Source organism: Pseudomonas khavaziana, assembly GCF_019145205.1.
Taxonomy (GTDB): domain Bacteria; phylum Pseudomonadota; class Gammaproteobacteria; order Pseudomonadales; family Pseudomonadaceae; genus Aquipseudomonas; species Aquipseudomonas khavaziana.
Genome location: NZ_JAHSTT010000002.1, coordinates 412,990 through 427,730, shown reverse-complemented (window position 1 = coordinate 427,730; position 14,741 = coordinate 412,990). Strand labels below are relative to the sequence as shown.

Below are 14,741 nucleotides of genomic sequence, written 5' to 3'. Positions count from 1 at the left end.
CTCGCGAAGAACTCACAGGCAACGCGGGCTATCAGAGGTCCCGCGTTATCGTTGACGATTTTCGCGAGCGAGCTCGCTCCTACAGGTTCCTAGCCTTATTTACCCGACTTGATCTTGGTCCAGCTGCGTGTCATTTCACGCTGGGTTGCAGCCGGCAGGTCGGCAATCGCGTAGAGCTTGGCCTGCACGTCCGCCGACGGGTAGATGCCCGGGTCGCTGGTGATGTCTTTGTCCACCAATGCGGTGGCCTTCTCGTTACCGTTCGGGAAGCGCACGCTGTTGGTGATCGACGCCATGACTTCGGGCTTGAGCAGGTAGTTCATGAAGGTGTAAGCCGCTTCGACGTTTTCGGCATCCTTGGGGATGGCAACCATGTCGAAGAAGCTGCCAGCGCCTTCTTTCGGAATGTCGTACGCCACTTTCACTTTGCCACCGGCTTCAGCCGCACGGGACTTGGCCTGCTGAATGTCACCCGAGTAACCCACGGCCACGCAGATGTTGCCGTTGGCAAGGTCGGAAATGTACTTGGACGAGTGGAAATAGCCGATCGAAGGACGGATCTTCAAGAACAGGTCTTCGGCCTGCTTGAGATCGGCTTTCTTCTGGCTGTCGGTCGGCAGGCCCAGGTAATGCAGCGCAATCGGCAGCATTTCGGTTGGCGAGTCGAGGAAGCTTACGCCGCAGCTTTTCAGCTTGGCGATGTTTTCCGGCTTCATCAGCACATCCCATGAATCGATCTTGTCCACGCCCAGCGCAGCCTTGACCTTCTCCGGGTTGTAGCCGATGCCGATCGAGCCCCACATATACGGGAACGCGTGCTTGTTATCCGGGTCGCTGACCGACACGGCCTTGAGCAGGGATTTGTTCAGGTTGCTGTAGTTAGGCAGCTTGGACGTATCCAGTTCCTGATACACACCGGCCTTGATCTGCTTGGCCAGGAAGTTGTTGGACGGCACGACAATGTCGTAGCCGGACTTGCCTGCCAGCAACTTGGCCTCCAGGGTCTCGTTGCTGTCGAACACGTCGTACACCACCTTGATGCCCGACTCTTTTTCAAAGTTGGCGATGGTGTCCGGTGCAATATAGTCGGACCAGTTATAGACGTGCAGCACTTTACTGTCTGCCTGGGCCGCGCCCGCCATTGCGCCCATCAGCGACAAGGCGAGGAGGGTCTTGCCAGCGTTTTTCAAACCTAATGCCTTCATTGGGTGATGCTCCGATTTTTTCTTTTTGGGCCACAAGCTTTATATGTTTTACGGCCCAGCCAAAGGGCAACAAAACAGGGCGACAGTCTGGCAAGTTCCGAGGCCGGCTTTCAACCAAAGCCTCACATATAACTGCCCGGTGCGCAGCGCCCGAACGCCGCTGCGCACTGAGCCTAGCACTTAGCCCTGCAATGCCGCCAAGGTCAGGTCCAGGCACTGGCGAGCCTTGCTGACCAGCTCGTCAATTTCAGCCTTGCTGATCACCAATGGCGGCGAAATGATCATGGTGTCGCCCACGGCACGCATGATCAGGCCATTCTCGAAGCAGAAGGTTCGGCAGATCATGCCGACGCCCTTGCCTTCATAACGCTTGCGCGTAGCCTTGTCCTGAACCAGCTCAATCGCACCGAGCATGCCCACGCCGCGCACTTCGCCCACCAGTGGGTGATCTGCCAGTTCCCGCAGACGTTTCTGCAAATACGGTGCCGTTTCATCCTGAACACGGTTAACGATTTTTTCGTCGCGCATGATGCGGATGTTTTCCAGGGCCACCGCCGCCGCTACCGGGTGACCGGAATAGGTGAAACCGTGGTTGAAATCGCCGCCTTCATTCAGCACCTCGACCACTTCGTCGCGCACGATCAAGCCACCCATGGGGATGTAGCCCGAGGTCAGGCCCTTGGCGATGGTCATCATGTGCGGCTTGAGATCGTAGAAATCGCTACCAAACCACTCACCGGTACGGCCAAAACCGCAGATCACTTCGTCGGCAACAAACAGGATGTCGTACTTGGCGAGGATTTCCTTGATGCGCGGCCAGTAGGTGGCTGGCGGCACGATCACGCCGCCGGCGCCCTGGATTGGCTCGGCAATAAAGGCACCGACGTTGTCCACGCCCAGTTCCAGGATCTTCTCTTCCAACTGGTTGGCCGCCCACACACCGAACTCATCGGGGCTCATGTCGCCGCCTTCGCCAAACCAATATGGCTGGGCGATATGGGTGATGCCCGGGATCGGCAAGTCGCCCTGTTCATGCATATAGGTCATGCCGCCCAGGCTGGCGCCGGCCACGGTGGAGCCGTGGTAGCCATTCTTGCGGGCAATGATGGTCTTCTTGTTCGGCTGGCCCTTGATCGCCCAGTAGTGGCGGACCATGCGCAACATGGTGTCGTTGCCTTCGGAGCCGGAGCCGGTGAAGAACACGTGGTTCATGCCAGCCGGTGCGATGTCGGAAATCGCCTTGGCCAGCTCCAGCACCGGCGGGTGCGCGGTCTGGAAGAACAGGTTGTAGTAAGGCAGCTCTTTCATCTGCTTGGCGGCGGCATCGGCCAGTTCATCGCGACCGTAACCGATCGCCACGCACCACAGGCCGGCCATGCCGTCGAGGATCTTGTTGCCTTCGCTGTCCCACAGGTAAACGCCGTGGGCTTTGGTGATGATCCGTGGGCCTTTCTCTTTCAATTGCTTGAAGTCGCTGAACGGCGCCAGGTGGTGATCATTGCTCAAGGCTTGCCATTCACGGGTTTGCGGGTTGTTGCTGGACATACCAATCTCCTAGACTTTTCAGGTGAAGGCGCGTCTTTCCTACGACGCGCCCGGCGCATCAGACGGCGAAGAGCAGGAATTCCCGCTCCCACGAACTGATCACGCGCTTGAAGTTTTCATGCTCGGCCCGCTTGACCGCGACGTAGCCTGTGATGAATTTCTGCCCCAAGTATTTCTCGATGGTCTTGCTGTTTTCCATACGCTCCAGGGCGTCTTCGATGGTCAACGGCAAGCGCAGATTGCGCCGCTCATAACCACGGCCCACTACAGGCGCGCTCGGGTTGTGGCCTTCGACCATGCCGATGTAGCCGCACAGCAGGCTGGCGGCAATCGCCAGGTAGGGGTTGGCATCGGCGCCCGGCAGGCGGTTCTCCACGCGGCGGTTCTGCGGGCCGGCATCCGGTACGCGCAGGCCGACGGTGCGGTTTTCTTCGCCCCACTCCACGTTTACCGGCGCCGAGGTATCGGGCAGGAAGCGGCGGAATGAGTTCACGTTGGGAGCAAACAACGGCAGCAACTCGGGGATGAATTTCTGCAGGCCGCCAATGTGGTTGAGGAACAGCTGGCTCATGGTCCCGTCTTCATTGGAGAACACGTTCTTGCCGGTGGCGATGTCGATGATGCTCTGGTGCAGGTGCATCGCGCTGCCGGGCTCGCCGGTCATCGGCTTGGCCATGAAGGTGGCGGCCACATCGTGCTTGAGCGCGGCTTCACGCATGGTGCGCTTGAACACCAGGATCTGGTCGGCCAGGGACAAGGCATCGCCATGACGGAAGTTGATTTCCATCTGCGCCGTGCCGTCCTCGTGGATCAGGGTGTCAAGGTCCAGTTCCTGCAGTTCGCACCAGTCGTAGACGTCTTCGAACAATGGGTCGAATTCGTTGGCGGCTTCTATAGAGAAGGACTGGCGACCGGTTTCCGGGCGGCCGGAACGGCCAATCGGCGGCTGCAGCGGGAAGTCCGGGTCTTCGCAGCGCTTGGTCAGGTAGAACTCCATCTCCGGCGCCACGATGGGCTGCCAGCCGCGGTCGGAGTAGAGCTTGAGGACTTTCTTGAGTACGTTGCGAGGCGACAGCTCGATCGGGTTGCCTTGCTTGTCGTAGGTGTCGTGGATCACCTGGGCGGTCGGCTCGATGGCCCATGGCACCAGGAATACCGCGTTCTGGTCGGGGCGGCAGATCATGTCGATATCGGCCGGGTCGAGCAATTCGTAATAGATGTCATCTTCGACATAGTCGCCGGTCACGGTCTGCAACAGAACGCTCTCGGGCAGGCGCATGCCTTTTTCGGCGATGAACTTGTTGGTCGGCGAGATCTTGCCCCGGGTGATGCCGGTGAGGTCGCCAATCATGCATTCGACTTCTGTGATCTTGTGGTCTTTCAACCAATCGGTGAGCTGGTCGAGGTTGTTACTCATAAATGCCTCTGGGCTGGGTTTCCTGGCATCCATTAAAAGGCCAGGCGTTGGTTGACGCAGCATCCGCGTCGTTTTTACATTCAGGGTAGGAGCTTACCTGCCATTTGCTGCAGCGTTGCATTCCTCACGCCAAACTTGTGCAGAATCATGAGCAACCCCGCAGGCGCAAGCCATTGAGAGGCAAATTCGAGGGCATTGAAGGAGCAAAGAAGAGATCGGCCCGGGCGTCAAGAATATTGACCGGGGCGCAGGCGTTTACGCAGGACACGTGAACGGGTGAAAAAGCCCGACTGGAGCAGGCCAAGACGCCAAGTGGCGGCAGGAGAAACATGAAGCACCCCGGTATTATTGCTGTTATGGGTTTGAATCGAGCTTAGCCTTGTTCATTTTTTTACACAACACCCCCGTAAAAAATACAACACGGCCCGCTCAAGCTTGCGAGTCCCAAGCACATCAAACCCGGAAAACCGCCCCAAAACCCCGCAAAAAAGCCCTCACGGCGCTTTTTTAGGGCAAAAAAGCCCTCGCTTGACTTCGGCATGCCGTTCGGGTTGACTGAAACCAGAAAAGATCAATGATTGATATTTTTAACAACAAAGGTGTTGCATCATGTCGGTACCCCCGCGTGCCGTTCAGCTTAACGAAGCGAACGCGTTCCTTAAGGATCATCCTGAGGTTCTGTACGTAGACCTTCTAATTGCGGATATGAATGGTGTGGTGCGCGGTAAGCGCATCGAACGCACCAGCCTCCACAAGGTTTACGAGAAGGGCATTAACCTGCCTGCCTCTTTATTTGCCCTGGATATCAACGGCTCGACGGTGGAAAGCACCGGCCTGGGCCTGGACATCGGTGATGCTGACCGAATCTGTTATCCAATCCCCGACACCCTGTGCAATGAACCCTGGCAAAAGCGCCCTACCGCGCAGCTGCTGATGACCATGCACGAACTTGAAGGTGAACCTTTCTTCGCCGATCCGCGCGAAGTGCTCCGCCAAGTTGTAAGCAAGTTTGACGACCTCGGCCTGACCATCTGCGCCGCCTTCGAGCTTGAGTTCTACCTGATCGACCAGGAGAACGTGAACGGCCGCCCACAACCGCCCCGCTCGCCTATTTCCGGCAAACGCCCGCACTCGACACAGGTCTACCTGATCGACGACCTCGACGAATACGTCGACTGCCTCCAGGACATCCTGGAAGGTGCCAAGGAGCAAGGCATTCCGGCCGACGCCATCGTCAAGGAAAGCGCCCCGGCGCAGTTCGAAGTGAACCTGCACCACGTCGCCGATCCGATCAAGGCTTGCGACTACGCGGTACTGCTCAAGCGCCTGATCAAGAACATCGCCTACGACCATGAGATGGACACCACCTTCATGGCCAAGCCTTACCCAGGCCAGGCAGGCAACGGCTTGCACGTGCATATCTCCATTCTGGACAAGGACGGCAAGAACATCTTTGCCAGCGAGGATCCCGAGCAGAACGCCGCATTGCGTCACGCAATCGGCGGTGTGCTGGAGACCCTGCCCGCCCAGATGGCGTTCCTGTGCCCCAACGTCAACTCCTACCGTCGTTTCGGCGCACAGTTCTACGTGCCCAATTCGCCGTGCTGGGGCCTGGACAACCGCACCGTAGCGATTCGCGTACCCACCGGCTCTTCCGATGCCGTGCGTATCGAACACCGCGTGGCCGGTGCCGATGCCAACCCTTACCTGCTGATGGCTTCGGTGCTGGCGGGCGTGCACCACGGCCTGACCAACAAGATCGAGCCAGGCGCACCGGTGGAAGGCAACAGCTACGAGCAGAACGAGCAAAGCCTGCCGAACAACTTGCGCGATGCCCTGCGTGAGTTGGACGACAGCGAGGTGATGGCCAAGTACATCGATCCTAAATACATCGATATCTTTGTAGCCTGTAAGGAAAGTGAGCTGGAGGAGTTTGAACACTCCATCTCCGACCTCGAGTACAACTGGTACCTGCATACCGTGTAAGCGGTTGCGGCATTGAAGAAGCGCCACAGGCTTAGGGTCTGTGGCGCTTTTTTATGGGCTTATTCCGGGAGGCCGAATTGGCCTCATCGGGAGCAAGTCGAATCGTCGCACCGCCCCTCCCACATTTAGATCTGTGAATACATTCAAAGTGTGGGAGGGGCTTGCTCCCGATGGCGGCCTGGCAGACAACACACCTCCCTGCTCATACAATGCCCGCTGCCTTGTAGGAGACTTCCATGCCCACCCGCCCCGCCCCACCTCGCAAACCCCGCGCCCGCAGCCAGGCCCGGATCGACGCGATCCTCGATGCCGCCCGCACCTTGCTGGCCACCGAAGGTGTGGCGAGTTTGTCGATCTACAGCGTGGCCGAACGGGCGCAGATTCCGCCTTCGTCGGTGTATCACTTCTTCGCCAGCGTGCCGGCGTTGCTGGAGGCACTGACCGCGGACGTTCACGCCGCTTTCCGTGCTGCCATCCAGGCGCCCATCGAGCATGCGTCACTCAAGCACTGGCGCGACCTGTCCTGCATCGTCGAACAACGCATGCTTACCATCTACGATCAGGACGCCGCTGCACGCCAGTTGATCCTGGCCCAGCACGGGCTGACCGAAGTCACCCAGGCCGATCGTCAGCATGACCTGGAGCTGGGGGACTTGATGCTGGAGGTGTTCAACCGCCACTTCGAAGTGCCAAGCTTGCCCAAGGACGTGGATGTATTTGCCCTGGCGCTGGAGCTGAGCGACCGCGTGTATGCGCGCTCGGTGCATCAGCATGGGCTGATCACGCCGCGTATGGCAGAGGAAGGGATGCGCGTGTTTGATGCTTATGTGGGGCTTTATTTGCCGGCGTATCTGCCCAAGCGGTGAGCCTTGTGTTGGCTGGGCCGGCCCCATCGGGAGCAAGTCGAATCGTCGCACCGCCCCTCCCACACTTTGAATGTATTCACAGATCTAAATGTGGGAGGGGCTTGCTCCCGATAAGGGCCTCAAGAGCAACACACATCACAACTTGGCAATCGACACCTCAGTGGATTTCACGAAGGCAATCACTTCACTGCCAATCACCAGCTCCAGCTCTTTCACCGAACGCGTAGTGATCACCGAAGTAACAATGCCGGACGCAGTCTGCACATCGATCTCCGACAGCACGTCGCCGACCACGATTTCCTTGATGGTGCCTTTGAACTGGTTACGCACGTTAATGGCTTTGATAGTCATGGTGTTGTTCCTTCTAAGGGCAAGTGAGTTATTGCGCCCAACGCAATTGCGTCGGCAGCGGTGAAACGGGTTCGGGTTCCGGCGGTGAACCAGGCAGCGACAGCACGCGGTTGAGCACTTCGGCTTCCAGTGCGGCCAGGCGATGTGAACCTCGGGCCCGTGGGCGTGACAGGTCGACATTCAGGTCGAGGCCGATTTCGCCGTTTTCAATCAGAATCACCCGGTCGGCAATTGCCACGGCCTCGCTGACATCATGGGTCACCAGCAACACGGTAAAGCCATGCTTCTGCCAGAGGTTTTCGATCAATTGCTGCATCTCGATGCGGGTCAGGGCATCCAACGCCCCCAGCGGCTCGTCGAGCAGCAACAGGCGCGGTTGGTGGATCAGCGCACGGGCCAATGCCACACGCTGCTTCTGGCCACCAGACAAGGCCGCCGGCCATTCATTAGCGCGCTCGGCCAGGCCCACCGCTTCCAAGGCTTGCAGCGCTCGAGGGCGCCAGTTGCCTGTGAGGCCAAGGCCGACGTTGTCGATGATCTTTTTCCACGGCAGCAAACGCGCTTCCTGGAACATCAACCGCGTGTCTTCAATGGCCTCGTGCAGCGGTGCGGAGCCGGCCAGCAGCTCGCCGCCACTGGCTTTGTCCAGGCCCGCCAACAGGCGCAGCAAGGTACTTTTGCCGCAGCCACTGCGACCGACCACGGCCACGAACTGCCCCGCCGGAATATGCAGATCAATTTCTTTGAGCACTTGCCGCGCACCAAAGGCCTTGCGCAACTTGCGCACCGCCAGCGGGATGCCTTTCAACAGGCGTGGAGGTTGTTGAGCGGTCATGCCGCACCTCCTTTATTTACTTGATAAGCCGGGTGCCAGCGCAGCCACACACGTTCCAGGCCACGGGCGGCCAGGTCGGCGAGTTTGCCGAGGATGGCGTACATGACGATGGCCAGCACCACCACGTCGGTTTGCAGGAATTCACGGGCGTTCATCGCCAGGTAGCCGATACCGGAGCTGGCCGAAATGGTTTCCGCCACGATCAGCGTCAGCCACATAAAGCCCAGGGCAAAACGCACGCCCACCAGGATCGACGGCAGCGCGCCCGGCAGGATCACTTGCCAGAACAGGCTGAACCCGGACAAGCCGTAGCTGCGCGACATTTCCACCAGCGCCGGGTCGACGTTGCGGATGCCGTGGTAGGTGTTCAGGTAGATCGGGAACAACGTGCCCAGAGCCACCAGGAAAATCTTCGCGGTTTCGTCAATACCGAACCACAGGATCACCAGCGGAATCAGCGCCAGGTGCGGTACGTTACGGATCATCTGCACAGAGCTGTCCAGCAAGCGCTCGCCCCACTTTGACAACCCGGTGATAAAGCCCAGGGCCAAACCGATGCTGCCGCCGATCACAAAGCCCAGGCCGGCACGCCAGCCACTGATAGCCAGGTGGGTCCAGATTTCGCCGCTGACCACCAGGTTGACTCCGGCTTCGATCACCGCACTCGGCGCTGGCAGGATGCGCGTCGACAGCCAACCCGCCGAAACTGACAACTGCCACACCGCCAACAACAAGATCGGCAGCACCCAGGGCGCCACGCGATGGCTGAATTTTTCAAAGTCCATGGCGGCGCCTCAACTCTGTGACGCAGCTTTGGGAAGGATATCGTTGGCGACCATCTCGCCGAACGGGCTGACGTAGCCAGCACTTTTCGGGAGCTCGGGACGCTCGATATCCAGGTGCGGGAACAACAGCTCGGCGACCCGATAAGACTCCTCCAGGTGCGGATAACCGGAGAAGATAAAGGTATCGATGCCCAGGTCCGCGTATTCCTTGACCCGCGCTGCAACCGTCGGACCATCGCCGACCAGCGCGGTCCCGGCACCGCCCCGCACCAGGCCGACGCCTGCCCACAGGTTGGGGCTGACTTCCAGGTTGTCACGGCTGCCGCCATGCAAGGCCGCCATGCGTTGCTGGCCGACCGAGTCAAAACGCGCCAGGGACGCCTGGGCGCGGGCGATGGTGTCGTCATCCAGATGGGAGATGAGTTTGTCGGCGGCTTTCCAGGCCTCTTCGTTGGTTTCGCGCACAATCACATGCAGGCGAATGCCGAAGCGCAGAGTACGTCCGAGTTTTTCGGCTTTGGCGCGAACCTGGGCGATTTTTTCCGCAACCGCAGCCGGGGGTTCGCCCCAGGTCAGCACCATTTCCACCTGTTCGGCTGCCAGGTCCTGGGCGGCTTCGGAGGAGCCACCGAAGTACAGCGGCGGGCGCGGCTGCTGGATCGGCGGGTAAAGCAGCTTGGCGCCTTTGACGCTGATGTGCTCGCCGTCGTAGTCCACAGTTTCGCCCTCCAGCACTCGGCGCCAGATGCGGGTGAATTCCACCGAGGCCTGGTAGCGCTCTTCGTGGCTGAGGAACAAGCCGTCGCCGGCCAGCTCTTCGGGGTCACCGCCGGTGACCAGGTTGAACAACGCGCGACCACCGGACAAGCGGTCCAGGGTTGCGGCCTGGCGTGCGGCCACCGTCGGGGAAATGATCCCGGGGCGCAGGGCGACCAGGAATTTCAAGCGCTGGGTCACTGGAATCAGCGAGGCCGCCACCAGCCACGAGTCTTCGCAGGAACGACCGGTGGGGATCAACACCCCACCGAAACCCAGGCGGTCAGCGGCCTGGGCCACTTGTTGCAGGTAACCGTGGTCGACGGCACGAGCGCCTTCGGCGGTGCCAAGGTAATGGCCGTCGCCATGGGTAGGCAGGAACCAGAAAATATTGAGGCTCATGGAGTTGTCTCCTGAAGAAATCGGATTACGGCGCTTTGGCAACCGTGGCGGATGGCGTCCAGATCACGTCCTTGATGCTCAAGGGCTTGGGGATCAATTTGAGTTGGTAGAAGGTGTCGGCGATTTTTTGCTGGGCGGCGACTACTTCGGGCGTCAGGAGCAGCGCGCCGTAGCCCTGGCGTTTCACCGAGGTCAGGGTGATTTCGGCTGGCAGGCCCAGCAGTGGTGCGACTTGTTCGGTGACCTGCTCAGGGTTGGCCTTGGACCACTCGCCCACTGCGCGCACTTCTTCCACCAATGCCTTGATCACTTCAGGGTGTTGCTCGGCATAGGGCTTGGTGGCCAGGTAGAACTGATGGTTGTCGGCGATGCCGGTGCCGTCACGCAGGGTGCGGGCCTGCAGTTGATTCTCGGCGGCAGCCTGGTACGGGTCCCAAATCACCCAGGCGTCTACGCTGCCGCGCTCGAATGCGGCGCGGGCATCAGCGGGCGGCAGGAATACTGTCTTCACGTCGGTGTAGTTGAGGCCGGCATCTGCCAGGGCACGCACCAGCAGGTAGTGCACGTTGGAGCCTTTGTTGAGCACGACCTTTTTGCCCTTCAACTCGGCCACCGATTTGATCGGCGAGTCCTTGGGCACCAGGATCGCTTCGCTGGTGGGCGCTGGTGGTTCGTAGGCAACATAGAGCAGATCAGCGCCGGCAGCCTGGGCAAAGACCGGTGGGGTTTCACCGGTGACGCCGAAGTCGATGGCGCCGACGTTCAGGCCCTCGAGCAACTGCGGTCCGCCGGGGAACTCGGTCCACTGCACCTGCACGCCTTGGGCGGCGAGGCGTTTTTCCAGGGAACCCTTGGCCTTGAGCAGCACCAGGGTGCCGTACTTCTGATAACCGATCCGCAGGGTCTCGGCGGCTTGGGCTTGAACAATGGCGCCGAAGGACACAGCCGCAGCAAACAGTGCGACCAGACCACGACGCAAGATGACAGTGCGCATGGCGCTCTCTCCACAGTTGCGATTAAGGTTTTGGCTGCACCTGCTTGGCCGTTGGCGGCTGAGTAAGGTGAGTGTTTCTCGATATTGGGTAAGGCTCAGATGCTCCAGCGAGCGCTCAACAAACGTTCATTCAATACATCGGGGTCCAGTGGTTTCGGGCGCCGGGCCATGGCGCTGTAGAGCTGTTCCAGGGCCTCGTGCAAACGCTGCTCGAGCACTGGCACCAGTTGCGCCTGGACGCTGCCTTCGCCATAGGCGATCTGGCTGTCCTCGGCAAAAATACCGTGGAGCAATTCCTGGGCTTTGAGGGCCGACAACACCGGCTTCAACGCGTAGTCCACCGCCAGCATGTGGGCGATGCTGCCCCCGGTGGCTATCGGCAACACCACCTTATGAGCCAGGGCGCGTTCAGGCAGCAGGTCCAACACGGTTTTCAACGCGCCGGAAAACGACGCCTTGTACACCGGCGTGGCAATCACCAGGCCGTCGGCATTGGCCACCTGTTGCAGCAGATCGATGACCTTGGGGCTGTCGAAGCGCGCATGCAGCAAGTCCTCGGCCGGGAAGTCCCGTATCTGGTAACTCACCACCTCCACGCCCTGGCGTTGCAGCCATTGACGGGTTTTATCCAGCAGCACCCCGGAGCGGGAACGCTGGCTGGGACTGCCTCCAAGTGTTACGACCAGCATGTAGGGAATTCCTTAAGCAAGTGTCAGCGGTTCGCGATGTGATGGTGCCAAGATGGAACAGACCTTAGCAGCAGATTTATATATCTATAAATCTTATTTATTCATTTGTTTATTCCATAAATACATAAGCCGTTGATCAATCGCCAGACGAAAAAAAGGCCGTTAAAACGGCCTGAAAACCCCTGCTATGTAAGTACCAGTTGTAGGAGCGAGCTTGCTCGCGAAAAACTCATAGGCGCCGCGCTCATCTAGAACTACGCGTTACCGTTAACGTTTTTCGCGAGCAAGCTCGCTCCTACAGAGGGCTTGTGCGTAACGCCTTAACGGTTGGGTTGTGGGGTGAGGCGCAGGTACGGCTTCACGGCGCGGTAGCCCTTTGGAAAGCGTTTCTTGATCTCTTCCTCATCCTTGAGCGACGGCACTATCACCACCTCATCCCCATCCTGCCAGTTGGCCGGGGTGGCGACCTTGTGGTTGTCGGTCAGTTGCAGTGAGTCGATCACCCGCAGGATTTCATGGAAGTTACGCCCGGTGCTGGCCGGGTAGGTGATGGTCAGGCGGATCTTCTTGTTCGGGTCGATCACGAACAAGGAGCGCACGGTGAGCGTGTCACTGGCGTTCGGATGGATCAGGTCGTAGAGGTCCGAGACCTTGCGATCCGCATCGGCCAGGATCGGGAAGTTGACGATGGTGTTCTGGGTTTCGTTGATGTCTTCGATCCACTTGTGGTGCGAGTCCACCGGGTCTACCGACAGGGCGATAGCCTTGACGCCACGTTTGGCAAATTCGTCCTTGAGCTTGGCAGTGAAGCCCAGCTCGGTAGTGCACACCGGAGTGAAGTCCGCCGGATGGGAAAACAGCACACCCCAGCTGTCTCCCAGCCATTCGTGGAAACGAATCTTGCCGGCGCTGGAATCCTGTTCGAAGTCGGGGGCGATGTCGCCCAGTCGTAGGCTCATGGTGTAGCTCCTGATGAGTGCTTATGGAGCCCACTGTGCATGGATCTGGGATTATTTAAAAAGAATAAATATTGATTTATCTAGACGATAAAGGAATATTAAAAATGTGTTCACTGGACTTGGGTACAAACGGGGACCAACATTGTTTTCAAGGTTCGAGAAGGCCTTGAGACGCTGTAAAAAGAGGGTTCAGGAAGGGCTTGCGGGGGTTGAGCCCGACTTGAAAAAAAGCAAAACACCTTGCCCGGCATTGCGCCGGGCAAGGTTTTACAGGCTTACAACAGCGGGATCGAGTAGCTGACGATCAGGCGGTTTTCGTCCTGGTTACGTGTGCTGGCGATATCGCTGCGCCACATAGCGTTTTTCCACGCCACGCCAACGTTCTTCAGCGGACCTTCCGGTACGACGTAGGCAACAGTGATGTCACGTTCCCACTCGGACTGGCCGGTGAACTCGGTACGGTTGCTGGAGACGGTGTCGATATGATCACCTTTCAGGTAAACCACACCAGCGGTCAGACCAGGTACACCAACCTTGGCGAAGTCGTAGGAGTAGCGAGCTTGCCAGGTACGCTCGCCGGCACGGGCGAACTTCTGGATCTGCATGTCGGTGGTGATGTAGGCCGACGAGCCGTCACCCTGATTCAGCCAAGGGAAGTCGCTGCTGCCGTTGCTGACCTGGTAACCGCCACCGAAGGTGTGACCGGCAACCGAGTACAGGAACAGACCGCTGTACAGGTTGTTATCCACCTTGCCACGACCGTTGTTGACGCCACCGTAGTTACCTGTGGAGAAGTAGGCGGACTGGTTGCCATTGTTACCGTCGTCGGAGCTGTTGAAGTAACGCAGGTCGGACTTCAGCACGCCAGGGCCGATAGCCCAGTTATGGGTCAGACCCAGGAAGTGTTGCTTGTAGAAATCTTCCAGGTTGCCGTAGTAGTACTGGGCGGTCAGGTCCTTGGTGATCTTGTAGTCACCACCGGCGTAGTAGAACTTGTTGCTCGAACGCCAGTTCGCACCACGGCTGTTGGCGCCGGAGATGGACAGGCTTTCATTGTTGCTGGAGTTACGGCCCTTGGCTTTTTCGATCTGGCCGGCGACCAGGGTCAGGTCCTTGATGTCGCTGGAGGTGATCTGGCCACCCTGGAAGGTCTGCGGCAGCATACGACCATCGTTGGTGACGATGACCGGCAGCTTAGGCTGCAAGGTACCCAGCTTCAGTTCGGTCTGGGAGATCTTGGCTTTGGCAGTCAGGCCCAGGCTGGAGTAGTTATCAACGGCTTCGCCATTGGACTTGCTCGGAAAGATGGTGCCGCCGTAGGAGCTGGCAGTCGCGCCGTTAGTGCCGCCGCCGGAATCCAGGCGAACACCCAGCAGGCCGATAGCGTCAAGACCGAAGCCGACGGTGCCTTGGGTGTAACCGGAGATGAAACGCAGATCGAAGCCTTGGCCCCACTCTTCGTTCTTGTTCGCACCAGCGCCTTCGCGGTTATCGGTGTTGATGTAGAAGTTACGCAGGCCCAGTGTGGCCTTGCTGTCTTCGATGAAACCGGCGGCGCCTGCTTGCTGGGCGATTGCGCCCAATGCTACAGCCACAGCCAAGGTGGACTTCTTCATGTACCGCTCCTCTCGTTTCTAATTTTTGTATTTCTTTGGTCCCGGGTCTGACGCCCTGGATCCACAGATGCGCGATTAGCGCCAGATAGTGACTACCAAGTCAATCGTAACCTTGTGTGTCTACTACCTTGGTCTAATCGCAGTTGATTTGGTCCCTGCAGGGTAATGAGTTTTTCATACACCCAAAAAGAATTATTTCATTCTTTTTCATACGATTCGGAAATAAGCGGATGCGTGAAGCGGGTGCGTCGATTGACACGAACCGCTCCATAAGCTAATTCCTAAAGGGTATTTACCAGTGCTTTTTTAGATCGATTAGTGTGACCGTACGGTTG

The 14,741-nt window shown here is 58.7% G+C and carries 13 protein-coding genes; 2 read left to right on the top strand and 11 right to left on the bottom strand.

The window, feature by feature from the left end:
* Nucleotides 1–95 precede the first annotated feature (95 nt).
* The 3 genes from KVH01_RS06460 to KVH01_RS06450 all read right to left on the bottom strand — a co-directional run bounded on the left by KVH01_RS06460 (nt 96) and on the right by KVH01_RS06450 (nt 4,167).
* On the bottom strand, nt 96–1,190 hold the full coding sequence (locus tag KVH01_RS06460) for a polyamine ABC transporter substrate-binding protein (RefSeq protein ID WP_043047043.1): 1,095 nt from the start codon (nt 1,188–1,190) through the stop codon (nt 96–98).
* Nucleotides 1,191–1,385: 195 nt separating this feature from the next.
* Complete coding sequence (locus KVH01_RS06455; RefSeq protein WP_056846994.1) at nt 1,386–2,750, bottom strand: aspartate aminotransferase family protein; 1,365 nt, start codon at nt 2,748–2,750, stop codon at nt 1,386–1,388.
* Nucleotides 2,751–2,808: 58 nt separating this feature from the next.
* Nucleotides 2,809–4,167 (bottom strand): glutamine synthetase family protein, encoded by a 1,359-nt coding sequence (locus KVH01_RS06450; RefSeq protein ID WP_003195249.1) that lies wholly within the window; start codon nt 4,165–4,167, stop codon nt 2,809–2,811.
* 609 nt (nt 4,168–4,776) lie between these two features.
* On the opposite strand from KVH01_RS06450, the gene KVH01_RS06445 reads away from it, so the two are divergent.
* Both KVH01_RS06445 and KVH01_RS06440 read left to right on the top strand, forming a co-directional pair.
* Nucleotides 4,777–6,153 carry a glutamine synthetase family protein gene (locus KVH01_RS06445; RefSeq protein WP_003213894.1) on the top strand — a complete coding sequence of 459 codons (1,377 nt, stop codon included), beginning with the start codon at nt 4,777–4,779 and terminating at the stop codon, nt 6,151–6,153.
* Nucleotides 6,154–6,389: 236 nt separating this feature from the next.
* Nucleotides 6,390–7,019 carry a TetR/AcrR family transcriptional regulator gene (locus tag KVH01_RS06440; RefSeq protein WP_217880815.1) on the top strand — a complete coding sequence of 210 codons (630 nt, stop codon included), beginning with the start codon at nt 6,390–6,392 and terminating at the stop codon, nt 7,017–7,019.
* Between the two features lie 135 nt (nt 7,020–7,154).
* Here the strand turns inward: KVH01_RS06440 and KVH01_RS06435 are convergent, their stop codons facing one another.
* From KVH01_RS06435 to KVH01_RS06400, 8 genes are all read right to left on the bottom strand, one after another.
* Nucleotides 7,155–7,370: a TOBE domain-containing protein gene (locus KVH01_RS06435; protein ID WP_003176783.1), complete on the bottom strand. Its 216-nt coding sequence runs from the start codon at nt 7,368–7,370 to the stop codon at nt 7,155–7,157.
* A 28-nt stretch (nt 7,371–7,398) separates the two neighbouring features.
* Nucleotides 7,399–8,205, bottom strand: coding sequence for an aliphatic sulfonates ABC transporter ATP-binding protein (ssuB, locus tag KVH01_RS06430; protein WP_217880814.1), 807 nt, complete (start codon nt 8,203–8,205; stop codon nt 7,399–7,401).
* The gene (gene ssuC / locus KVH01_RS06425) at nt 8,202–8,990 is read right to left on the bottom strand and encodes an aliphatic sulfonate ABC transporter permease SsuC (RefSeq protein WP_043046979.1); all 789 of its coding nucleotides are present in this window, start codon (nt 8,988–8,990) and stop codon (nt 8,202–8,204) included. Before ssuC ends, ssuB begins: the two co-directional genes overlap by 4 nt.
* 9 nt (nt 8,991–8,999) lie before the next feature.
* A complete protein-coding gene (gene ssuD / locus KVH01_RS06420) occupies nt 9,000–10,148 on the bottom strand; it encodes an FMNH2-dependent alkanesulfonate monooxygenase (RefSeq protein WP_043046978.1) in 1,149 nt (382 codons plus the stop codon).
* 25 nt (nt 10,149–10,173) lie between these two features.
* On the bottom strand, nt 10,174–11,142 hold the full coding sequence (locus tag KVH01_RS06415) for a sulfonate ABC transporter substrate-binding protein (protein ID WP_217880813.1): 969 nt from the start codon (nt 11,140–11,142) through the stop codon (nt 10,174–10,176).
* A 95-nt stretch (nt 11,143–11,237) separates the two neighbouring features.
* Entirely contained in the window at nt 11,238–11,831 is a 594-nt protein-coding gene (gene ssuE / locus KVH01_RS06410) for an NADPH-dependent FMN reductase (RefSeq protein ID WP_043046976.1), read from the bottom strand.
* Between the two features lie 320 nt (nt 11,832–12,151).
* Nucleotides 12,152–12,790: a peroxiredoxin gene (locus KVH01_RS06405; protein ID WP_003213910.1), complete on the bottom strand. Its 639-nt coding sequence runs from the start codon at nt 12,788–12,790 to the stop codon at nt 12,152–12,154.
* A gap of 275 nt (nt 12,791–13,065) precedes the next feature.
* Complete coding sequence (locus tag KVH01_RS06400) at nt 13,066–14,406, bottom strand: OprD family porin (RefSeq protein WP_217880812.1); 1,341 nt, start codon at nt 14,404–14,406, stop codon at nt 13,066–13,068.
* Nucleotides 14,407–14,741: the final 335 nt, after the last annotated feature.